Raw genomic sequence first — 20,243 nt, 5'->3', positions numbered from 1 at the left:
CTATGACCCCTAATTTTACTCCACTTATTGACGCATTAGCCGATGCCCCTTTATTAAAAAATGAGCTGTGCCGCGTGTTTCATGGCCGCGGCCATAGCGTAGAAGCGCTAAGCCATATTAACTTAGACTTTTACCCACCTAGTTTGTTTTTAGTGTCTTATGATGAAATAGATGAGCCAACGCTGAGCGAACTAACCAGTGTGCTGTGGCAATGGGCGCAGCAACATCACCCTGAGCTTATTACTGCGCTTGTGTATCAGCAGCGCGCGGGTGTACAAAGCCAAAATACTCTGGTTTATGGGCAATTGCCTAGCCAACATGTGGTAAAAGAAAACGGTATTGGCTTTTTAGTTGATTTAACCAGCCGCCAAAATACTGGAATATTTCCTGATATGCGCAGCGGCCGTGAGTTTGTGCAAGCAAACAGTAAACAGGCAAAAGTACTTAACTTATTTTCGTATACCTGTGGGTTTTCGCTGGCGGCAATGCAAGGCGGAGCCGATCATGTAATGAACATGGATATGAGCAAAGGCGTGCTTAGGGTGGGTAAACAAAATCATCAGCTCAATGGCTTTAATAAAGGGGTGAGCTTTTTACCGCATGATATTTTAAAGTCGTTTGGTAAATTAAAAAAAGCAGCGCCGTTTGATCTCATTATTGTTGATCCGCCAAGCTTTCAAAAAGGCAGCTTTATTTTAACGAAAGACTATCAAAAAGTACTGCGCAGATTACCTGAGCTATTAAGCGATACAACCCAGTTATTACTTTGCGCTAACAGCCCAGAGCTTAGTGAAGAGGCTTTTAAAGCCTTAATTACAGAGCACACAGAGGGCGCTATTGAGTTTGTTGAACGGTTAGCTGCTACAGAGCGTTTTATTGAAGTAGATCGTGACAGAAGCTTAAAAGCGCTTGTTTATAAAACATCGCAAACAGTAGCCTAATTTAAATTATGACTCTTAATTAATAACCAGTTTTTAGTTATTAGTTACCAGTAAAAAATGAGCCGTGGCGCAATGTTTATAATACATGCGCCATTTTTATTACTAAGGCGCTATTTACCTAAAGTAGTGTTTATGGGGGTAATAGGTAATTTTACTTTTAAGGCAGGCATTCCTGCACCCGATCATCACAAACGCAGAGCTTAATTAATTAATTATTAGCCACTTAGAATTGCACATAAATGTGATCTAATATTGCCGCTAATAACGTAAATAGCTACAGACAATATATTGCCATGTGCGAACTAATTTATGCCAAATAAAAACAGCCACCGTATACCTCTCGTCAATAATAAAAAATGGCAATACAGTTACGAGCAGCCAATTTCGTATGCCCCTTTGGTGCAGTTAAAGAATAATAATTGGGTTGTTCCACAGCATTTTTTACGCTACCAACACACACTTGAAAGTGTTAATACAGTGCTTGAAAATATCGACTTTTCGGCGCACTTTAGAGTGGTTGCTGCCCAGCAAAATGAACAGCTTTACTTACAAGTGGCAGTGCTTAGCCCAGACAACTATTCAAATAATTCAAACTGCGAGAAAAATAGCGCAGCTAACAAAAATCACACTCGCGCAAAAAAATTATTATTTGGCAGGCGCTGGCTAGTAGAAAAAAACCTACCAACCTCAGAGCTTATTCAAACTGCGTTTTTAGCACTTAAAATAGCACGAGAGCACGAAGTGCGAGAGCTGCTGCAATTAACGCATAAAGGGGCAACAAGTACGCCATTTAATAACCATCACGACTTGTCATTAATGGCGCAAAACCCTGAGTTGGTAAGTAATAGCACTGATCAAGCGAGCGCTCAATCGATAGCTAAACGGCTGATATTTGCCGGTATGAGCATAGTGATTAAAAACCATCAAGTAATAACCAGTAAACAGCACTTATATACGCTTGAGCTTAATTGTAGTGATTGCCAATTAAATGAGTTTAATAATAAAACCATGGCATTTTTAATAACCGATACGTCGGCAAATAGCTTTTTACATGGCTTTATTACAGCGCTTGTAGCCATTAGTAACGAGTATGTAAGCGAGCACTTTAAATATAAAAATTTTGCACGCTTTAGCAAACAGGTAATGGCCGAGCAAATAGGGGAGTTAAGTGTAGCTATACGTTCGCCAGACGCGCTAGGCTTGTGCTCTATGGGCAAGCAGCACGCTAATCAATTAAACTTTGAAATAGACAGCACCCGAGCACCACAGGGCTGTGGTCAGGTTATTGGTGGTTTTTTAGCTGCCCACGGTATTGAGCAGCCAGAAAACGCCCATTTATATGAAAATTATTTATAGTTTATTTATTTCTTGTTTTACGTCAAAGCTTGAATCGGTAACTATGGTTTCAAGGGTTTGCACACGCTCTTTTAATGCTTGAACTTGCGCACTTACTTCAGCAAGGTGCTTATTAGCATCGCTATTATTATTTTGCATACGGTGTTTAAATTCTAAATGTTTTTTGTACATATCGTATATAACTCCAGAGCCAACAGATATAAGTACAATTAATACAATCATGGTAGTGCCCGACATAACCGCTTCCTGTTAATTACTTTGGTTAAAGTATAACCGTAATACATTTACGATAAAGCGCCTAATTGTAACTTTATTTTTCTAAATGTTGATTGCCGGTGTGCTGGTAGTTTATACATTGGCTATATTGTGTAATGATTAAGCAAAGAGTTTGCCCCTTTTATTAACTAATTAAGTGAGCTGCTATGTTAAATAATAAAATTCCTCCACTTGTTGTTGTGCTTTTTTTTGCATTAATAATGGCCTTAATTGCACATTATAGTGTGATTGATTTTAGTGCCTTTATTTTATATTTAACGGTGAGTTTAGTAACTATAGGCTGCGTATTTTGTATTGCCGGATTGGTTAGTTTTCGTTTGGCTAACACCACAGTAAACCCAAGTAAACCAGAGCAAGCGACAAATTTAGTTACCAGTGGCGTTTATAGGTTTTCTCGTAACCCTATGTATGTGGGTTTTGTATTTATACTACTAGGGTGGGGTATTTGGTTAAGCTCGTTATGGGCACTTTTGTGTGTGGCGGGTTTTATTGCCTACTTAACACTGTTTCAAATTATTCCTGAAGAGCGGGCGCTTACTCAGCTCTTTGGTGAGGATTACATCCAATACAAAAACAAAGTAAAACGCTGGCTATAAACAAGCACCCATAAAAAAGGCTATCGATGATAGCCTTAATAAATTGTTTATTCGTATTCTAGCGGGTCGGTTAAGTTATTGACCTCAAATGCTTCTAAGCGCTCTTGGCATGCTCCACATTTACCACAGGCTTTTTCACGGCCGTTATAACAGGTCCATGTTTGGCTGTAATCTAAGCCCATTGCAATACCATCGGTTAAAATATCAATTTTTGTATTGTTTAAATACGGGCTAAAAATTTCTACGGCATCGTAGTTAGCAATGCGGCACACATCATCCATTTTTTGCACAAATTCAGGACGACAATCAGGGTAAATCGCATGATCCCCAGAGTGGGCACCATAATAAACCTGGCTCGCTTTAAGCGACACTGCATAACCTACCGCTAAAGACAGTAAAATCATATTACGGTTTGGCACTATTGTGCTTTTCATGCTGTCTTCTTCGTAATGGCCTTCTGGCACGTCAATATCATCAGTTAAAGATGAGCCGCCAATAATTTGATTAATAGCCGAAATATCAACAATTTTGTGTGGCACATTTAATTGCTTACATACCTGGGCTGCCACCTTAAGTTCTTTTACATGACGCTGACCATAGTCAAACGATAAGGCATAAACATCATGTCCTTGTTGCAGGGCCTTATTTAATACGGTAAATGAATCCATACCGCCGGAATAAATAACTACTACTTTTTGCGTCATATCTGGTTTTGCTCTTTAGTTTTAATAGAGGTTTATATCAGGGCACGATATACTACATGCCCACGGCATAAATAACAATTTTTGCGCTGCGCTATTTAGTCCTTAATGGTAGCAATTTTGCTGCTTGATCGTAAGTGAGTTCTCTTTTGTACAAAATAAATGAAGTGTTTGAAACCATCCAAGGTGAAGCTAGTTATACTGGTACACCGTCTATATTTTTGCGTTTGCAAGGTTGCCCAGTAGGGTGCTCTTGGTGCGATACAAAACAAACATGGGATGTTGATAATGTGTACAAAGTGTCGCTTGACGAAACAGTAGAAAAAAAGGCCGATTCAGATCATTGGGCACAAGCCAGCGCAGCAAACATATTAGCGTTATTTCAATCACGTGGTTATACCGCAAAGCATGTGGTGATCACAGGTGGCGAGCCTTGCATGTACGACTTAAACCCAGTGTGTAATTTATTGCACGAAAACGGCTTCAGTACGCAAATAGAAACCAGCGGCACCTTTGAAATACTTGCCCCAGCGCAAACTTGGGTTACTGTATCGCCAAAAATTAATATGCGCGGCGGTTTTGAGGTACTTACAACCGCCATGCAGCGCGCCAACGAAATTAAACACCCCGTTGCCATGCAAAAGCATGTAGAGGAGCTAGAAGAGCTGTTTGTTAAAACGGGTGTTAACCCTAAATTGGTTTATTTACAGCCTATTAGCCAAAAAGAGTCTGCAACTAAACTGGCTATTAAAACCTGTATTGCTAAAAACTGGCGCTTATCAATTCAAGTGCATAAGTATTTAGGGATTAGCTAATAATTAAGCCGGGTTTTAAGTGATTAGCTGTGAGCTAATACCAGCTCGGCGTTAATTTATATTACGTAGGTCAGATAAGCGAAGCGCCATCCGACAACCCTTAATTACATCTACCCTAAAGCTTACTTCGCTAATACTAATAACTAGTTTACTATGCGCCACCCAAATTACTTACCCTTTAATAACTAGGCTAATATGTCCGCAAATGCTTTATACACAGATCTCTCTGGTTACTATGACTTAATGTGCGCTGATATAGATTATCAAGCTCAAAGCCATTTTATTAAACGGTTACACCAAATTTTTGGTAATGGCGCAAATACACACCTAGATTTAGCGTGTGGCACAGGCCCGCATGTACGGCATTTTATTAATATTGGCTATACAAGCAGTGGCCTCGACATTAATCAACCTATGCTAGATAGAGCCGCTATTCGCTGCCCAGAAGCACAATTTACATTGCAAAATATGAGCGAGTTTACCGTAGCGCAGCAGCAAAATTTAATTACCTGTTTTTTGTATTCAATTCACTACTGTGATGGCATTGAAAAATTAAAAGCATGTATCATCAGCGTACATAACGCACTAAAAGCCGGTGGCATGTTGTGTTTTAACGCAGTTGATAAAAATACTATAAATAACGATTCATTTGTAAAACATACAGCAACTAGTGAAAATAGCTTATTTACCTTCAGCTCTGGCTGGCATTACAGTGGCACGGGCGAAAAACAGTCGCTAAAACTGCGTATTGAAAAAACCACAAGCGATGAAACATTCATCTGGAATGATGAACACCCCATGGTGGCGCTTAGCTTCACCGAGCTAAAAGCAGTTTTGCAGCCTTATTTCGAAATCCATATATTTGAGCATAACTATGAGCAAATAACCCCGTGGAATGGTAATTCGGGCAATGCTATTTTTGCTTGCGTAAAAATTTAAGACAAACGACGTAGGTTGGGTAGAGCGTAGCGAAACCCAACGAATACCCACCCCCTAATAAACCCGCATTATATATTTGAAAACGTAGGTCGGATAAGCGAAGCGCCATCCGACACAGCAAAATATCTTGCCAATTATTATCAGCATTTAGCGTTGTCGTACGATTGGAGATCAGTCGTTAATTAATCGTGATGTCTGAAGTCAAGATTTGACCCCTTTGTCTCTTTAGCTTCACCGAGCTAAAAGCAGTTTTGCAGCCTTATTTCGAAATCCATATATTTGAGCATAACTATGAGCAAATAACCCCGTGGAATGGTAATTCAGGCAATGCTATTTTTGCTTGCGTAAAAATTTAAGACAAACGACGTAGGTGGGGTAGAGCGTAGCGAAACCCAACGAATACCCACCCCAAATAAACCCGCATTATATATTTGAAAACGTAGGTCAGATAAGCGAAGCGCCATCCGACACAGCAAAATCCCTTACTAATTATTATCAGCATTTAGCATTGTCGTACGATTGGAGATCAGTCGTTAATTAATCGTGATGTCTGAAGTCAAGATTTGACCCCTTTGTCTTTAGTGTTGTCTGAAGTCAAGATTTGACCCCTTTGTCTCGACCCCTTTGTCTCAGGCAGCATTTTTCACATGGCCCTTGCCGAACGGTGGCAATTTGTGCCGGTATTTTATCTAATGACATAGTATTAACTTATCAATGGCTTTATCTTATAGTATAAAAATTCTACTCTATCGGCAGTAACACAGCTGGCGAAAAACAGTTGCCGCTAAAATAAAAAGCAGGAAAACTATGAAAACACTGTTAATTGTTGCCCATGCGCCCTCTAAAAATACCCAGTTAATGGTTAATGCTGTTTTGACAGGGGCACAGCATCCTGATATTGAGCAAGTACAAGCCCGCTGGGTATCACCATTAAACGCCACACCTGAAGATGTATTAGCTTGCGATGCGATAATTATGGGCACGACGGAAAACCTCGGTTATATGAGTGGCGCATTGAAAGATTTTTTTGACCGTTGTTATTACCCTTGCCTAGATGTAAAACAGGGTTTGCCTTGTGCATTATTTGTTCGTGCTGGTAACGATGGTACTGGTACTTGCCGAGCAGTTGAATCAATTTGTAGTGGCTTGCGTTGGCACTGGGCTCATCCACCATTAGTGTGTCGTGGCGACTGGCAACCAGCGTTTCTTGAGCAATGCGAAGCGTTAGGTATGACCATAGCAGCTGGGCTTGATGTGGGTATTTATTAACGAACCAAAACACAAAGTAAGCTGCGTGGTCTACCCGGGCTGAGTATACTTACCCGGGCCAATATGCTAAGGTTTAAATTGAAATAATTGTAGGAGAAACAAAATGTTAGCAGAATCAGAATATACGATGAATAACTTGTTTGCGCAATTAGGATTAGACAGTTCGGATGACGCCATTAATGAGTTTATCGAAAAAAATCAATTAGCAGCAGGCGAATCATTAAAAGAATCTAAGATTTGGAATGATAGCCAACGCACGTTTCTCCAAGAGGAATGGGATAAAAACAGCATGTGGACTCAAGTCATCGATGATTTAAATTTACTTTTGTCAAACGTCGCTGAGTAAATAAATTTGCAGTAATTATCAGATAATAGATATGTCGATCTTGGGCGTAGCGAATGTAGAACAAAAACCATAGAAAGCCGTAGGGGTCAAATCTTGACTTCAGACATTATCATCATTGAACGTTTGATAGTCGCTGTGAGTTTACCTTTCGATGAAAAGTATAATTTAATCAACACCCACAAAAAAGCGTTGCCCTTGAGCAACGCTTTTTTATGTCTAATTTCTAACAGCGAGTAACTTACTCTGCCGCTAACTTATTCTGCTGCGAGATAATCCAACACTACCTGATGGTGATCTTTGGTTTTAAACTTATCGAACAGGTGTTTAATTTTGCCGTCTTGACCGATTAAAAACGTCAGGCGGTGTATGCCGTCGTATTCTTTGCCCATAAATTTTTTGTAGCCCCAAATTCCAAATGCATCTGCAATGGCATGATCTTCATCTGAGAGTAAATCGAAGTTAAGTTCTTTTTTAGTTTCGAAATTTTTAAGGCGTTTAATTGGATCTGGGCTTATGCCTACTACGCGGGTGTTAAATTTTGCCAGTTCTGCTTGCTGGTCGCGTAGAAAGCCGTAGGGGTCAAATCTTGACTTCAGACATTATCATCATTGAGCGTTTGATAGTCGCTGTGAGTTTACCTTTCGATGAAAAGTATAATTTAATCAACACCCACAAAAAAGCGTTGCCCTTGAGCAACGCTTTTTTATGTCTAATTTCTAACAGCGAGTAACTTACTCTGCCGCTAACTTATTCTGCTGCGAGATAATCCAACACTACCTGATGGTGATCTTTGGTTTTAAACTTATCGAACAGGTGTTTAATTTTGCCGTCTTGACCGATTAAGAACGTCAGGCGGTGTATGCCGTCGTATTCTTTGCCCATAAATTTTTTGTAGCCCCAAATTCCAAATGCATCTGCAATGGCGTGATCTTCATCTGAGAGTAAATCGAAGTTAAGTTCTTTTTTAGTTTCGAAGTTTTTAAGGCGTTTAATTGGATCTGGGCTTATGCCTACTACGCGGGTGTTAAATTTTGCCAGCTCTGCTTGCTGGTCGCGTAGGTTTTCGGCTTGTACGGTACAGCCAGGTGTTGACGCCTTAGGGTAAAAATAAACCAGTACTTGTTGCTGTTTTAACAACTCGCTTAAGGTGATTGTTTCGTCGTTTTGGTTTTGTAAGCTAAAAGCGGGGGCGTTGTCGCCGGCTTGTAATGGGCTGATTTTGTTCATGCTTGCTCCTTAATTTAACGAATACGTCTAAATATATAGTCTACGTTGAGAAGGTGAGAAAGTTTTTCAAAACTAATTTTAAATTGGTCTACATCTACTTCAACAGGAATATTAAACTCTAGTTCACAGCGCATTCTCATTACTGCTTCTTCGTCATCATAAGTGTCTGACTTTAGTGAGCAAATAATAATATTGTTGTCTGCAAAAAAGCGCGTAACTTTACTCAAAGTGCCGGGTGTGTCGGTGCCTGTGTACTCTAGTGTGTAACCGGCGCGAAACGCTCCTTGGTTATGACTTGCTGTGCGCTTCATCATAGTGAGCAAACCCAGTTCCATCGCTTTGGTAGGCAGGGTGTGTTCTATGCGGCTAATGGCCGACATGTCACCGCTAAGTAGCATGATAAATGTAAATTCGTTACCTAAAATAGCAATGCGGCTATCTATTATATTACAGTGGCAATCGCTTACTAGCTGAGTTAACTCACTAACTATGCCAGACCTGTCTTCGCCAATAGCTGTTAAAACAATTTGATGATTTGAGTGTGCAGTCATGGGTTTAAATACCTAAGTTACTTGAATTACAACAGCGCAGTTGGCAACACAAAAAGTAAACACATAAAGTTGCGTGGCGGCGAAGTTTAACACAAAAACGTGTTTAAACTACACAGGCTGCTAATTTAGCAGTTTAAAAGTACAGTGTTTCTTGTTTTTACAAGCATGGGAAAGTACCATAGCCCAAATGTGTCTATTTGTTGCTTACTTTTGTTAACAGAGGTGAGTATTAAGCAACCAGGCAACCAAATTATAACTGTAAAGTTAATATTGATTTTACACTGAACCAAATCGGCATTACCCACTCATATACTTGTTAAAACAATTAAAGGGTATGCTAAGGAGAAATATCTGTGCAGTATTGGATCCCAAAAGCACTAACAGTAAGTGTATTGGTAAGTTTATCAGGATGTAGTGTATTTACTAATGATGCACATGACGAGCGTAATTATCGCGCTCATGAAGTAGTAAAAGTGCCTGCATCGTTATCACAACCCGCTCAAGATCCAACATATAAAATGGATGTAGGCCAATATAGTAATAATCCAGATGCTACAAATTACCGTCCGCCTGCTCAAGTACTTACAGTAGCAAAGGGTAGTTGGGTTGAAGAAACAGATAAAAACGCCCGTGTTTATTTTGATAAAAACGATGGTATTGATGACCTAGATGAGTTTATTTGGGAGTCTATTAATGCGGTTTTAGCCGACAATAACACGCAAGCGACTAAAGCAGACAAGCTACTAGGCATTATAGAAACAGATTGGTACGCTATTATTAAGCCAGAAGAAAGCTGGTTATGGAATAGCGACGAAAGTGTTGATTTAGAACGCTTTAAATTTACAATTGAAGAAAAGTCGCATCAGCGTACGGCTTCATTAAGTGCTGAACTTATTGACTTTAAAGGTGATGAGCCTTTAAGTGATTTATTTAAGCAACAGTTAGAAGTGCGTGCACTTAACCAAGTTATTAGCGAGTTTGATTATCGTTATCGTCAACTTGAAGTTGATATGCGCAAACGCCAAGGTATTATTTCTTTAGAAATGGGCTTTGATAACAAAGGTAATGCAGCACTTGTAACTGAGCAGTCGTATGAAGCTGTATTTGACCGTTTTTCAGGGTTTTTAGAGCGCTTGTCGTTCACTATTGTTGAAATTAACCCAGATACAGGCTTAATTACGGCAGATTATAAAAAACCAGAGTCAAGTGTATGGGATTCTATTTGGGGTGACGAAGTAACCCAATTACCTATTGATGAAGGTCAATATCAAATATTAGTAAGTAAAACCAAACAAGGCGGCACTAGTCTGACCTGGATGGATGAACAAGGCGATACGCTTGAGCCAGGTACTATGAATGGTTTACAGCAAGCATTAGTGGCTGCACTCATTCAGCGCGGTATTAATATTTAATAATAATAAGTTTTTACCACAAAAAGAGCACTTTGCTCTTTTTGTGGTTTTTATAGGTTAAAAATATGTCTCAGTTACCCACTTCGTCGCAATATAATATGCGCACTTGGCTTACCTTTTTAGTTCCTTCGCTAATTGGTTTGTTTTTATTTATGACACCAATCCCTATTGCTGATGGTATGACCATTCCCATTGCATTAATGGCTAAAGCAATTAAAGAGGGAATTAGCTCTGTTATGATTGAGCTGCTTACATTCATTATTTGTGTAACGGGTGTGCTTTCGCTATTAGCTAAAGTTGTTAAGCCTAGCTTTATTAAAAAGTCTTTTATACTAAAACACTTATTTGATGTTAACTGGCTTTGGCTAGGTATTCGCTTACTGGGTATGCTGTTTATTGTTTTGACCTTTATTAGTCAAACCGGCGCAGACGTGAGCTCGGCGCTTCCTGCGTTTTTATTACCGGTATTTAATGCTATTACCTCGGCAGATACGGGCGGCTTGGTTTTAAACGATTTATTGCCTATTTTGTTTTCGGTATTTGTTTTAGCGGGGTTATTACTGCCGCTGTTATTAAATTTTGGTTTGTTAGAGCTAGTGGGCACCTTGTTTACTAAACTTATGCGTCCGTTATTTGGTGTGCCGGGGCGCAGTGCTGTTGACTGTGCGGCGTCGTGGTTAGGTGATGGCAGCGTAGGTATTTTAATGACTGCGCGTCAGTACGAAGAAAAACATTACACTGAGCGTGAAGCGGCCATAATTGGTACTACGTTTTCGGCAGTTTCGATTACCTTTAGCTTAGTGGTTATTGAACAAGTGGGCTTAGAGAGTCACTTTGCACCGTTTTATTTAACTGTGTGTTTAGCCGGTGTGGTTGCTGCGATTATTGTGCCGCGCTTACCGCCGTTACGCTTCAAAAAAGATAGCTTTATAGATGGCAGTAAACGCGATGAGCATGCTGAGTCTGTACCAAGTGGTAAAACCTTGTTTGGGCATTCTTTAGATGTTGCGTTAGCTAAAGCGCATAGATCGCCAGGGTTTAAAGGCACGTTAAAAGAAGGCTTACACAATGCATTTGATATGGTGTTTGCTGTATTACCTGTCGTAATGGCGGTAGGTACATTTGCGTTAATTATTGCCACATATACCCCTGTTTTTCAGTATTTAGGTATGCCGTTTATTCCATTTTTAGAGCTGCTACGAATACCAGAAGCAGAGCTTGCTTCACAAACGATTATGGTTGGTTTTGCTGATATGTTTATTCCTTCAATATTAGCAGCGGGCACAATTGAGAGCGACGTAACCCGTTTTATTATTGCGGCAATGAGTGTAACGCAACTTATTTATATGTCGGAAGTGGGTGCACTTTTACTAGGCAGTAAAATACCGGTTAATATTTTTGAATTGTTTATTATTTTTATTCTTAGAACCTTAATCACTTTACCAGTTATTGCCTTAATGGCGCACTGGTTAGTTGGTTAGTTGGTTATAAAGATTAAGCAGTAAAAAGCCCTGATATTCAGGGCTTTTTTGTATCTGTAGAGTTAGTTTTATCGGGCTTTGTTTTTTTAAAGGGTAAATTTGCCGAGTGCTTTAGCAGTGCAAGATTACCAATAATAATAGCAAATACAATGATAACAATAACAACCATGTGCCAAGTTTGCATAGCAACGTCCGTTAATTATAAGCAAAGTATAAGTGTGAGCGTTTTAGTTTAAAACAGCAATAAAGTGACTTAAAAAATGGTGCTAATGCAGTATTTAAAAGCGTTTTGCTACCGATAGAGTTAAAAAATTTAGCCCGGGGTTGGGATCTTTAAAGCCCGCATTAGAGTAATGAATAATTCTTAGCGCCACGTTGGTTTCGCCAAAATCAGCAACTAAGCCAATTCTGTCTTCAAACTGATAGTGAGTGCTAATGTTTTTACCCGCAAAATAGGTTTCATCAACCAATGAAATACCAATACCCGCTTCTACATATATGGGGGTATTGTTAATGCTAAATGCTGGGAACAACAGCACAGGCGACATGGCAAGCACTACATTAGACTGTGTTTTATCGCCATGGTTATATTGCCAAAGGTTTACACTGGTTTCGAAATAAAAGCGCGTATCGCCAAGTAAAGACTGCAACCCTGTAGGATAATATTGATGGGCTAGTTTAAAGCCATTTACGCCACCTTCTCCCTTGAGCAGATCAATTGCGTAGCCGTGCTGCGATTGTGCGAATGCGTGTTGACTCGTGAATAATAAAACAAATATAAATAATGATAAAAATGACGTTTTCATAGGTGTCAGTGCTGTGCCTGAGTTAAATAGTGACTAAATAGTAAGGGCGCAACATGGGTGTTTTCAATGGGACAAAAATACGTTTGTATATAGGGTGTTAACCGAGGTTGATTAACTAATTGAATTTATTTACTTTGTTTTATTGGTGCTAAATGGGCATTAATAAGTTGCTTATTTAAGTCTATTTAAAGGTGTAATTATCGCGTAAATTAGCGTCATCTTAATCACACAGACAATAATTTATTATGAAGTTTTTAAAACTGTTTCTCGTTGTAGCTGTATTCTTTAGCGGCTCACTTTTTGCTCAAACGCAACAATCTCCACAACAACTCCTTAAAAGCGTAGCCGATACTTTATTTGCCGATATAGCCCAAGTTAATGCCAAAGGCGATGCAAGTAAAGAAGACATGTTTAACATTGTTGAGCAGCGCTTAATGCCGCATATTGATATAAAATTTGTAGCATTTAAATTATTAGGCAAACATATAAAGGGCATTGAGCGCGAGCAAGCAGTTAATTTTATTGATGCAGTAGAGCATTATTTAACAGGCACTTATGCCGGTGCTTTAATGAAGTACACTGGTCAAAAAGTAGTTTTTGAGCAAGATAACGCTTTGAGCGACTCACAGTACGCTACGGTTAAAACCCAGATAATACAAGCAAATGCGCCTACTATAGATTTACATTTTAAATTGCGCTTAGGGAAAGATGAACAATGGAAAGTATACGACATAGTTGCAGAAGGCATTTCATTGCTCAGCGCCAAGCAAAAAGAAATTATACAACGTATTTCTGATGTAGGTATAGAGAGCGTTATTAGCGAATTAAAAAGCAACTAATAGTAGATTATGTGACCCTGATTAAGTCCAGCTCCAACCAAATAAGCAGCCAACTAGTTATGTAGTTGGCTGCTTTTTTATTTTATAAGTATTGCGTTACTTTGCGCTAGCGTGGCGATCAAGGTGTGCTAGAATATCGGCTCGTCGATTAAGCGTGGTGTCAGCTAAAAGCTGCTATAACTGACCACTGTCCCAAGCTACACTGGAGTTGTGTTGTTTTAATGGAAAATGTACTGATTTGGCCAAAGGAATACCCATTACTTATCAAAGGACTTGTAGAACAAAATGGTGCCTTTATTTTAGATGCTTTAGAAGCTTGGCCTGCCTGTCGTTCTACCCATGAAGATGATGGAGTATGTACTACTGTTTTACCGCCCATATTTTATTTAGCGTGGTTTACTCCGCTGGAGCCTTTTGAAGAGTGTTATTTTCAACATATTTGCGAGTATGACGAAAGTGCACAAACGTATATAAGCGCGGTAAAAGAACATTATTTTGATAACGAATATACCCCCGAAAGCTTAGTACTTATGCTTTGCCAACGGCTCGAAAAATACGCGAATGTATCGGCGCAAAATGAGATTGATACACCGCAGTCGTTATTTAGTTTATTTTTTGCTAAACGCTATTTTACTCTAATTGAGCATGCGTTAAATAATCGCAGTAAATTATCGGCGGTTGACACGCTAGCTCTGTGGCAAGAAGTTGATTTTAGAGAACGTTTGAGTGCTTATATTCCAGGTTCAATTGCCGATCTTGAGCATTTAACTGAACTGGCAAGTGAAAAAGTGGCTAAAGGCAAAGACTACTTTACTTTACTCACTCAAGTATCGCCGGATGTAGATTCTGTGGTACTACTTGAAAAAGCTTTGCTTGCTCATTTAAATAAAAAAACCGCTAAGCAAATGATGGCCATGCGCTTTATTGAGCAAGGCGCAACAGGTACGCTTGCCGATGAGCACAATAAAACGGCCTTTATGTGGGCTGCTGAAAAAGGCTACGTAAATGTAGTTGAAACCCTGCTGAGCCAACAAGATAAAAAAGCAGTTGATGATAAGGGGAATACTGCCTTGCATTATGCTGTGCTCTCTAAAAACGAATCGCTTATGGTATTGCTGCTAAAGGCGGGGTATGACTTTAGAGTGCGTAATAACGAAGGGCTTAGCTGTTATCGCTTAGCAGTGAGCATAAAAGCGAGTAACTTAGTAAAGTGCCTTGAGCGCGACTTTGGTATTAAAGAGTTGTCGCCTGAAGGGCAGTTTGATCGCATTAAAAAAGTGCATGCGCTGCATGCTCTGGTTACTTTATTATTGCCGGTGCAATTGTTTTTCTTTTTTGATGAAACAATAACCATAAAAAGCGAATTAACATTAACTCTAACTATGATTGCGGCGGTGTGTTTCTTTTTTGCGGCTACTTTAAAGCGCTGCGCGCTGTACCCGCACATTAAACACCCGTGGGGATTATTTGTATTAAGAGGCTTTTCTTTAGTTAGCCTAGTAGGGCAGTTAGGTTTAGCCGCTATTGTAACCCTTGCCGCATTAAGTTCTTTAGTTTAAAAATTTATGGCAAGTTTATCTTTCGAGGTTAAATTTGCAGCAATGTGTTTGGCCGTTAGGCAAGGCGGAGCCTATGTAGTGTGGCTGTTCCCCATAAATAGGCGATAACGATGCATAAATAAAAAACGCGCTAATTAGCGCGTTTTTTGTGTTTAAATTATAATTTAATCTGTTTTTTCGTGCTCGTGCGCTGCTTTTTCTTCGGCGAGATCGTCTTTCAATTTACGAATTTTTAAGCCAAGTTCTTGCCCACGATGCCTAGCATAGTAGGTACAGCCAATAAACATAGCAGAGGCAAATAGTAGCTCTAACAATACCCATACCAGCTCATCTTGCGCTACCCAAAGCAATGTAAGGCCATGAATAAAGTAAAGCATAACAATAAAGTTTGCCCATGCATACGTATACGCTTTGTCTTGAATTATGCCTTTAAGAGGAAATAATAATGGCAGTATGTACACGGCAAAAATAAAGCCATTGCTGTGGCCTTCTCTCGGTGCAAATACAAACATCCATAACGGCATTAAAATTAATAAACCGACATAACCAAAAATCGCGGTACGTTGAAATTTAATAGTAATTGGCTTTTTAGCTGGAATTTCAGCTGTTTTCATTGAAGTTTTCTCGCAATTTGAGTGAGGCGTTTGCCAACACTTTGGCATATTTTAATTTCGTCTTTACTTAATTCAGTACTATTACTACTACCAGCAACATGTGTTGCACCATAGGGCGTGCCACCGGTTTGTGTTGCCAGCAATTCGGGTACATCGTAAGGTACACCGAGTAACATCATGCCATGGTGCAGTAACGGTAGCGATAAGTTCAGTAATGTGGCTTCGTTGCCGCCATGCATACTGCTTGACGACGAAAAAACACAGGCTGGCTTGTCAATTAATTGCCCTTTTAACCATAATTCGCTGGTGGTTTCCCAAAACATTTTTGCTTGAGAGGCCATCATACCAAAGCGAGTAGGTGTGCCAAAGGCAAGGCCATCACAGTTTATTAAATCGTCTTTAGTGATAATAATGTCGTGTGGGTTTTTAGCAACAAAAGTGCGCAGCAAAGCGCTGGCCCCTTGTTGCTCTATAGACTCGGCAATTTCATGGGCCATAGCTTCAACTGAGCCATGGCTTGAATGGTAAAGTACCACTATGGTCGTGCTCATTATAAAACGCTTAATACGTTTTCTGGAGGGCGACCAACAGCAGCTTTATCATTGTTAACCACAATAGGGCGCTCAATTAGTTTTGGATTTTGTACCATAGCATTAATAAGTGCAGCTTCACTGGTTTCATCTTTTAAGTTTAGCGTTTTGTAAATGTCTTCTTTGGTGCGCATTAACTCGCGTGCAGATGTAAAACCCAGCTGCTTAACTAATGTAGTTAGCTGCTCGCTACTTAAAGGCGTATTTAAGTATTCAACTATACTTGGCTCAATAGCTTTGCTTTGTAATAAAGCTAGGGTCTCGCGCGATTTAGAGCAGCGCGGATTATGATAAATAGTTACAGACATAAAATGCTTCCAATAAATGAGTTGCGGCCATTTTAGGCCAAGCGCTTGTAGACTTAAAGCCTAGCAAGCTCTTTTTGTAAAAGTCGGTATTGTGTAAGTAGCGCTTTTAACCTTTGTTGTTTAACTAGCTCGTTTGGCTCAATAAAGTTGAGTGCTTTTTGTATTTCGTCGGCAGCTTTTAAATAAGCGCCGTATTGCGATAATACATCGGCATTGGCTTCGTGATAGGCGGCGAGTTTTTCTTGCTTTTTATAGGCGTCGGTTAATAGTTGCTTACCTAAACTGTGATCTGGTTTTTCTAGTAAAAAGCTTTTTAAGATGTTTTCGGCAAGCTCGTATTGCTTTGCTTCTAGGGCTGCGTTGGCATAGTTTAGCGTAATTACCTGATTGTTAGGGCGGTAATTGTTTAATTCTGCTAAATAGGTAACGGCTTCAGCGGCCTTTTTTTGCGCTATTAATAAATCGGTATAGGTATCTATATAAAATAAGTTTTTAGGATCGCTTTTTAGTAGTTCATCTAAAATAGGCTGCGCTTCATCAAGCTTTTTTTGATCCAGCAAACTAATGCCTAAGCCATATTTTAGGGCGGCATTATTGTAGCTATTTTCGCGAATTAATTTTCTAAACAGCGATTCTGCTGCTTCTGGTTTATTGTCGTATCTTGCCAGCACGCGACTTTTTGCTAAGTTAAACTCAAGGCTCGGGTTTACTTGGCGTTTAGGGTATTGCTGCGCACGCAATCTTACATCAGACACACGGCTCTCAGGAAGCGGGTGAGTAAGTAAAAACGCAGGTGGCTTATATTTATAACGAATTTGCGCAGCGAGTTTAGTTAAAAATTCACTTGATGCACGAGGATCAAAGCCTGCATTATTAAGCGTTTGCATACCAATACGGTCGGCTTCTTGCTCTGCTGAGCGGCTATGCGTTAGTTGGCTAAATGCCGATTGTGTTTGGCTTGCTGAAATAATAGCAATACCAGCATCGGGCACGACTACAGCGGCTAAAATACCGGCAATCATTCCGGCTATAGTCATTGCGCTGTTGTCTTGTTGCTGCTGTAGGCGCCGTGCTAAATGGCGCTGGGTAACGTGGGCAATTTCATGGCCAAGTACCGATGCAAATTGACTTTCATCATCAGCTTGCGCAATTAATCCGGTGTGTACGCCAACATGGCCGCCATAAAATGCAAAGGCGTTTATTTCAGAGTTATTTAACCAAAAAAATGAAAACGGAAACCGCACATCATTGGCGCTAGCCACAAGTTTACGGCCCACTGTGGTTAAGTACTCATCAAGCACAGGGTCGTTAATTATTGGCGACGAGCCTCTAATTTGCATCATCATTACTTCGCCAATCGCTTGTTCTTTTTCGAGCGGCAGCACTTGTAAGGCTGAGGTACCTAAATCTGGCAATTTAAAGTTTGTTTGCGCCTTTAAAGGCTCACTTACTAATAGGCTAAATGTAAGCGCGGCACTACATAAAGTGATAAAGGCTGATTTTAGCTGCATTTTATTCCCTGTTAATTGGTTCACCAAGAGCAATTTTGGCAATGTTTATTTCGTCACTGCATGCACGGCTGTCTTTTTCACATAATTGATAAAGCGCTTTTATTGTGACCCCATCTAGCTTTACTACGTTCAATTGTATTTGTAAAAAAGTAATAATTTTATGCACTACCTTGTGTGCGTGTAAAATAATAGCTTTATCGGCTTTGTCTCCACGTTCAAAATAAAAGCCAATAAATGTATGTAATTGATTTATTCTAATTAAGCACTTCATGGAAAGTGGATCCCATACTTTAAATTCCATAAAACGATTATTTTTAACGTATTGATCAATAATAACATCTTTAGCGTACGGTTGAGCCCAAAGCTCAAAACCACGATCGGTAAATACTTGATGCAGTGCAATGCGTGGCTTTTTATTACATTGAATTTCGCCTAGCTCGGTTTCGTAGCCGTCAAGTAGATCAAGGTTCCAATTACGTTTGTCTAAAAGGCTTTTTACTGCATTATCAAACCCATGTTCTAAAATACCTTCAGCTTCGCTGACCGATGAGGCAACAAGGTGATAAAAAGGTGGTAATTCGCCCCAATTTATTTGTTTTTTATACCAATTAATCTCTTTGAGTGTTGGATTACTGGGTAATTGCGCTTTATTATGCGTGCCAGGCATTAACCTATCCTTACTGCTAATTATGCCCTAAGGATAAACTATTGCCGAGGTTGTTTTAAGGAAAAGTTATGCATGTTCACACTTAATACATTTTTAGGTGGTGACTATGGGACTTATTATTGATGTGAACTCAAGGTGAAACGAGTATGCTAGAGCAAAATTTATCAGCTTATAAATGCCCACAGCAGTTTATTCAATTTAAACTTGGGCTGCGTAAAGCCGTGTCGTTACAACAAAGTATTACTTTTAGTTTTAATAATGCAGAAAATATAAACGACATTGAACGATTTTTACAAAAGCATGCATATTGTTATACCTTAAATAAGCGCCAAGGAATGTTATTAGTGGAGCCATTACGTGTTTGAATATATAAAAGCGTGGTACGAAAAAAAGTTTTCTGATCCTCATTCAGTTACTTTATTATTTTTATTATTGGCGTTAGTAGCCTTATTATATTTTATTGGATCTTTGATAGTGCCGGTATTAGTGGCACTTATTATTGCCTATTTACTCGATTGGCCGGTACTGCACTTAGAGCGTTTTGGGTTAAGGCGTTTTACCGCTACAGTAATTGTTATGCTTATATTTACAGGTATTATGCTGACACTTATTTTAGTTATTGGCCCTGTGCTGTGGCAGCAAACCAGTAATTTATTTCAAGAAACACCCCATATGGTAGAGCAAGGGAAATCGTTTTTATTGGCCTTGCCTGCGCAGTACCCTAGTTTAATTACTGCAGAACAAGTACAAACAATTGTATTAACAGTAGAGACTAAAGTAATTGAATTTGGTCAAGTAGTGCTGTCGGTGTCGCTCACGTCTTTAAAAGATGCGGTTGCGTGGTTAATTTACTTAATTTTAGTGCCCTTGTTAGTGTTTTTTATGCTTAAAGACAAACTAGAGCTTAGCCACAGTATTGCTAAACTTATTCCGCAACAACGACGCTTAATAATGCAGGTGTGGAATGAAATGAATCAGCAAATAATGAACTACATTCGCGGTAAAGTGTTTGAAATACTGATTGTTGGCTCGGTGTCGTTTATTGCCTTTACGGTACTTGATTTACGCTATGCTGCGTTATTGGGAGTATTAGTGGGCTTTTCGGTGTTGATCCCTTTTGTGGGTGCGGCATTGGTAACCATTCCGGTGGCGGCAGTGGCGTTGTTTCAGTTTGGAATTGAAACCCAATTTTGGACCATTTTAATTATTTACGGTATTATTCAAGCGCTTGATGGCAATGTACTAGTGCCTTTATTGTTCTCTGAAGCGGTTGATTTAAATCCGGTATTTATTATTGTAGCGGTATTGTTTTTTGGAGGCTTGTGGGGTTTTTGGGGCGTATTTTTTGCCATTCCACTGGCGTCATTAGTCAAAGCGCTGATCAATGCGTGGTCATCTACTCAAGAAGAAATCATTAAAGAGCTGAGCTAAAAGTTAAC

At 39.5% G+C, this 20,243-nt stretch carries 24 protein-coding genes and 2 pseudogenes; 14 read left to right on the top strand and 12 right to left on the bottom strand.

The annotated features are described in order from the left end of the window. The first annotated feature begins 2 nt into the window (after nucleotides 1–2). Together I6E78_RS15780 and I6E78_RS15775 are read left to right on the top strand one after the other, a co-directional pair. Nucleotides 3–941, top strand: coding sequence for a class I SAM-dependent methyltransferase (locus tag I6E78_RS15780; protein ID WP_011327797.1), 939 nt, complete (start codon nucleotides 3–5; stop codon nucleotides 939–941). A gap of 309 nt (nucleotides 942–1,250) precedes the next feature. Then, complete coding sequence (locus I6E78_RS15775) at nucleotides 1,251–2,297, top strand: hypothetical protein (protein ID WP_182676861.1); 1,047 nt, start codon at nucleotides 1,251–1,253, stop codon at nucleotides 2,295–2,297. Here I6E78_RS15775 and I6E78_RS15770 read toward each other — a convergent pair. Next, nucleotides 2,292–2,534 (bottom strand): hypothetical protein, encoded by a 243-nt coding sequence (locus I6E78_RS15770; protein WP_011327800.1) that lies wholly within the window; start codon nucleotides 2,532–2,534, stop codon nucleotides 2,292–2,294. The genes I6E78_RS15775 and I6E78_RS15770 overlap by 6 nt on opposite strands. Nucleotides 2,535–2,719: 185 nt before the next feature. On the opposite strand from I6E78_RS15770, the gene I6E78_RS15765 reads away from it, so the two are divergent. Beyond that, complete coding sequence (locus I6E78_RS15765; RefSeq protein ID WP_011327801.1) at nucleotides 2,720–3,169, top strand: methyltransferase family protein; 450 nt, start codon at nucleotides 2,720–2,722, stop codon at nucleotides 3,167–3,169. Between the two features lie 47 nt (nucleotides 3,170–3,216). Here I6E78_RS15765 and queC read toward each other — a convergent pair whose 3' ends face one another. Further along, entirely contained in the window at nucleotides 3,217–3,873 is a 657-nt protein-coding gene (queC, locus tag I6E78_RS15760; RefSeq protein WP_011327802.1) for a 7-cyano-7-deazaguanine synthase QueC, read from the bottom strand. 146 nt (nucleotides 3,874–4,019) lie between these two features. Between queC and queE the strand changes: the two genes are divergently transcribed. The 5 genes and pseudogenes from queE to I6E78_RS15740 all read left to right on the top strand — a co-directional run bounded on the left by queE (nucleotide 4,020) and on the right by I6E78_RS15740 (nucleotide 7,239). After that, a complete protein-coding gene (gene queE / locus I6E78_RS15755; protein WP_041454388.1) occupies nucleotides 4,020–4,685 on the top strand; it encodes a 7-carboxy-7-deazaguanine synthase QueE in 666 nt (221 codons plus the stop codon). Between the two features lie 195 nt (nucleotides 4,686–4,880). After that, on the top strand, nucleotides 4,881–5,624 hold the full coding sequence (locus I6E78_RS15750; RefSeq protein WP_197182863.1) for a class I SAM-dependent DNA methyltransferase: 744 nt from the start codon (nucleotides 4,881–4,883) through the stop codon (nucleotides 5,622–5,624). A 227-nt stretch (nucleotides 5,625–5,851) separates the two neighbouring features. Beyond that, a pseudogene (locus I6E78_RS18715) lies at nucleotides 5,852–5,980 on the top strand (SAM-dependent methyltransferase); the annotation flags it as partial. A 451-nt stretch (nucleotides 5,981–6,431) separates the two neighbouring features. Beyond that, entirely contained in the window at nucleotides 6,432–6,893 is a 462-nt protein-coding gene (locus tag I6E78_RS15745; protein WP_197182862.1) for a flavodoxin family protein, read from the top strand. 103 nt (nucleotides 6,894–6,996) lie between these two features. After that, the gene (locus I6E78_RS15740) at nucleotides 6,997–7,239 is read left to right on the top strand and encodes a DUF2789 domain-containing protein (protein ID WP_011327807.1); all 243 of its coding nucleotides are present in this window, start codon (nucleotides 6,997–6,999) and stop codon (nucleotides 7,237–7,239) included. Between the two features lie 254 nt (nucleotides 7,240–7,493). On the opposite strand, the pseudogene bcp (I6E78_RS15735) reads toward I6E78_RS15740, so the two are convergent. From bcp (I6E78_RS15735) to I6E78_RS15725, 3 genes and pseudogenes are all read right to left on the bottom strand, one after another. Further along, nucleotides 7,494–7,805 (bottom strand): annotated as a pseudogene (gene bcp / locus I6E78_RS15735) (thioredoxin-dependent thiol peroxidase); the annotation flags it as partial. Between the two features lie 181 nt (nucleotides 7,806–7,986). After that, the gene (gene bcp, locus I6E78_RS15730; protein WP_058373011.1) at nucleotides 7,987–8,466 is read right to left on the bottom strand and encodes a thioredoxin-dependent thiol peroxidase; all 480 of its coding nucleotides are present in this window, start codon (nucleotides 8,464–8,466) and stop codon (nucleotides 7,987–7,989) included. 14 nt (nucleotides 8,467–8,480) lie between these two features. Further along, nucleotides 8,481–9,017: a glycine cleavage system protein R gene (locus tag I6E78_RS15725; RefSeq protein WP_011327809.1), complete on the bottom strand. Its 537-nt coding sequence runs from the start codon at nucleotides 9,015–9,017 to the stop codon at nucleotides 8,481–8,483. Nucleotides 9,018–9,370: 353 nt separating this feature from the next. Here I6E78_RS15725 and bamC point away from each other — a divergent pair, with 353 nt between their 5' ends. Together bamC and I6E78_RS15715 are read left to right on the top strand one after the other, a co-directional pair. After that, a complete protein-coding gene (gene bamC / locus I6E78_RS15720) occupies nucleotides 9,371–10,429 on the top strand; it encodes an outer membrane protein assembly factor BamC (protein WP_197182861.1) in 1,059 nt (352 codons plus the stop codon). 65 nt (nucleotides 10,430–10,494) lie between these two features. Then, nucleotides 10,495–11,910, top strand: coding sequence for a YjiH family protein (locus I6E78_RS15715; RefSeq protein ID WP_011327812.1), 1,416 nt, complete (start codon nucleotides 10,495–10,497; stop codon nucleotides 11,908–11,910). Nucleotides 11,911–11,947: 37 nt separating this feature from the next. Here the strand turns inward: I6E78_RS15715 and I6E78_RS15710 are convergent, their stop codons facing one another. Together I6E78_RS15710 and I6E78_RS15705 are read right to left on the bottom strand one after the other, a co-directional pair. Next, entirely contained in the window at nucleotides 11,948–12,094 is a 147-nt protein-coding gene (locus I6E78_RS15710) for a DUF2897 family protein (RefSeq protein ID WP_011327813.1), read from the bottom strand. Between the two features lie 94 nt (nucleotides 12,095–12,188). Beyond that, complete coding sequence (locus tag I6E78_RS15705) at nucleotides 12,189–12,716, bottom strand: acyloxyacyl hydrolase (protein WP_011327814.1); 528 nt, start codon at nucleotides 12,714–12,716, stop codon at nucleotides 12,189–12,191. A gap of 245 nt (nucleotides 12,717–12,961) precedes the next feature. Between I6E78_RS15705 and I6E78_RS15700 the strand changes: the two genes are divergently transcribed. Beyond that, entirely contained in the window at nucleotides 12,962–13,555 is a 594-nt protein-coding gene (locus I6E78_RS15700) for an MlaC/ttg2D family ABC transporter substrate-binding protein (protein WP_011327815.1), read from the top strand. Between the two features lie 221 nt (nucleotides 13,556–13,776). Continuing rightward, on the top strand, nucleotides 13,777–15,114 hold the full coding sequence (locus I6E78_RS15695) for an ankyrin repeat domain-containing protein (protein ID WP_089368009.1): 1,338 nt from the start codon (nucleotides 13,777–13,779) through the stop codon (nucleotides 15,112–15,114). 164 nt (nucleotides 15,115–15,278) lie between these two features. On the opposite strand, the gene I6E78_RS15690 is transcribed toward I6E78_RS15695, so the two are convergent. The 5 genes from I6E78_RS15690 to I6E78_RS15670 are packed head-to-tail and all read right to left on the bottom strand — an operon-like array spanning nucleotide 15,279 to nucleotide 18,804. Further along, nucleotides 15,279–15,728: a DUF2069 domain-containing protein gene (locus I6E78_RS15690; protein ID WP_011327817.1), complete on the bottom strand. Its 450-nt coding sequence runs from the start codon at nucleotides 15,726–15,728 to the stop codon at nucleotides 15,279–15,281. Beyond that, on the bottom strand, nucleotides 15,725–16,279 hold the full coding sequence (gene wrbA, locus I6E78_RS15685) for an NAD(P)H:quinone oxidoreductase (protein WP_011327818.1): 555 nt from the start codon (nucleotides 16,277–16,279) through the stop codon (nucleotides 15,725–15,727). The genes I6E78_RS15690 and wrbA overlap by 4 nt, the downstream gene beginning before the upstream one ends. Then, on the bottom strand, nucleotides 16,279–16,626 hold the full coding sequence (gene arsC, locus I6E78_RS15680; protein WP_011327819.1) for an arsenate reductase (glutaredoxin): 348 nt from the start codon (nucleotides 16,624–16,626) through the stop codon (nucleotides 16,279–16,281). Before arsC ends, wrbA begins: the two co-directional genes overlap by 1 nt. 53 nt (nucleotides 16,627–16,679) lie before the next feature. After that, nucleotides 16,680–18,137, bottom strand: coding sequence for a M48 family metalloprotease (locus tag I6E78_RS15675; RefSeq protein ID WP_011327820.1), 1,458 nt, complete (start codon nucleotides 18,135–18,137; stop codon nucleotides 16,680–16,682). 1 nt (nucleotide 18,138) lies between these two features. Further along, nucleotides 18,139–18,804 (bottom strand): hypothetical protein, encoded by a 666-nt coding sequence (locus tag I6E78_RS15670; RefSeq protein WP_089368010.1) that lies wholly within the window; start codon nucleotides 18,802–18,804, stop codon nucleotides 18,139–18,141. Nucleotides 18,805–18,950: 146 nt separating this feature from the next. On the opposite strand from I6E78_RS15670, the gene I6E78_RS15665 reads away from it, so the two are divergent. Both I6E78_RS15665 and I6E78_RS15660 read left to right on the top strand, forming a co-directional pair. Next, entirely contained in the window at nucleotides 18,951–19,169 is a 219-nt protein-coding gene (locus tag I6E78_RS15665; protein WP_011327822.1) for a hypothetical protein, read from the top strand. Then, nucleotides 19,162–20,235, top strand: a complete 1,074-nt coding sequence (locus I6E78_RS15660; RefSeq protein ID WP_011327823.1) for an AI-2E family transporter — start codon at nucleotides 19,162–19,164, stop codon at nucleotides 20,233–20,235. Before I6E78_RS15665 ends, I6E78_RS15660 begins: the two co-directional genes overlap by 8 nt. The last annotated feature ends 8 nt before the right edge of the window (nucleotides 20,236–20,243 follow it).

This window comes from Pseudoalteromonas sp. NZS127 (assembly GCF_015864805.1).
In the GTDB taxonomy this organism is placed as follows: Bacteria; Pseudomonadota; Gammaproteobacteria; order Enterobacterales; family Alteromonadaceae; genus Pseudoalteromonas; species Pseudoalteromonas nigrifaciens.
This window is presented reverse-complemented; position numbering and strand designations above follow the sequence as displayed.

Coding starts and splice junctions, on each gene's coding strand:
- I6E78_RS15780 (WP_011327797.1), top strand. CDS start 3: ATGACCCCTAATTTTACTCCACTTATTGACGCATTAGCCGATGCCCCT.
- I6E78_RS15690 (WP_011327817.1), bottom strand. CDS start 15,728: ATGAAAACAGCTGAAATTCCAGCTAAAAAGCCAATTACTATTAAATTT.
- I6E78_RS15705 (WP_011327814.1), bottom strand. CDS start 12,716: ATGAAAACGTCATTTTTATCATTATTTATATTTGTTTTATTATTCACG.
- I6E78_RS15770 (WP_011327800.1), bottom strand. CDS start 2,534: ATGTCGGGCACTACCATGATTGTATTAATTGTACTTATATCTGTTGGC.
- I6E78_RS15750 (WP_197182863.1), top strand. CDS start 4,881: ATGTCCGCAAATGCTTTATACACAGATCTCTCTGGTTACTATGACTTA.
- I6E78_RS15715 (WP_011327812.1), top strand. CDS start 10,495: ATGTCTCAGTTACCCACTTCGTCGCAATATAATATGCGCACTTGGCTT.
- I6E78_RS15670 (WP_089368010.1), bottom strand. CDS start 18,804: ATGCCTGGCACGCATAATAAAGCGCAATTACCCAGTAATCCAACACTC.
- queC (WP_011327802.1), bottom strand. CDS start 3,873: ATGACGCAAAAAGTAGTAGTTATTTATTCCGGCGGTATGGATTCATTT.
- I6E78_RS15745 (WP_197182862.1), top strand. CDS start 6,432: ATGAAAACACTGTTAATTGTTGCCCATGCGCCCTCTAAAAATACCCAG.
- I6E78_RS15765 (WP_011327801.1), top strand. CDS start 2,720: ATGTTAAATAATAAAATTCCTCCACTTGTTGTTGTGCTTTTTTTTGCA.
- I6E78_RS15665 (WP_011327822.1), top strand. CDS start 18,951: ATGCTAGAGCAAAATTTATCAGCTTATAAATGCCCACAGCAGTTTATT.
- I6E78_RS15700 (WP_011327815.1), top strand. CDS start 12,962: ATGAAGTTTTTAAAACTGTTTCTCGTTGTAGCTGTATTCTTTAGCGGC.
- I6E78_RS15740 (WP_011327807.1), top strand. CDS start 6,997: ATGTTAGCAGAATCAGAATATACGATGAATAACTTGTTTGCGCAATTA.
- I6E78_RS15775 (WP_182676861.1), top strand. CDS start 1,251: ATGCCAAATAAAAACAGCCACCGTATACCTCTCGTCAATAATAAAAAA.
- I6E78_RS15695 (WP_089368009.1), top strand. CDS start 13,777: ATGGAAAATGTACTGATTTGGCCAAAGGAATACCCATTACTTATCAAA.
- arsC (WP_011327819.1), bottom strand. CDS start 16,626: ATGTCTGTAACTATTTATCATAATCCGCGCTGCTCTAAATCGCGCGAG.
- I6E78_RS15725 (WP_011327809.1), bottom strand. CDS start 9,017: ATGACTGCACACTCAAATCATCAAATTGTTTTAACAGCTATTGGCGAA.
- wrbA (WP_011327818.1), bottom strand. CDS start 16,279: ATGAGCACGACCATAGTGGTACTTTACCATTCAAGCCATGGCTCAGTT.
- I6E78_RS15675 (WP_011327820.1), bottom strand. CDS start 18,137: ATGCAGCTAAAATCAGCCTTTATCACTTTATGTAGTGCCGCGCTTACA.
- bcp (WP_058373011.1), bottom strand. CDS start 8,466: ATGAACAAAATCAGCCCATTACAAGCCGGCGACAACGCCCCCGCTTTT.
- I6E78_RS15710 (WP_011327813.1), bottom strand. CDS start 12,094: ATGCAAACTTGGCACATGGTTGTTATTGTTATCATTGTATTTGCTATT.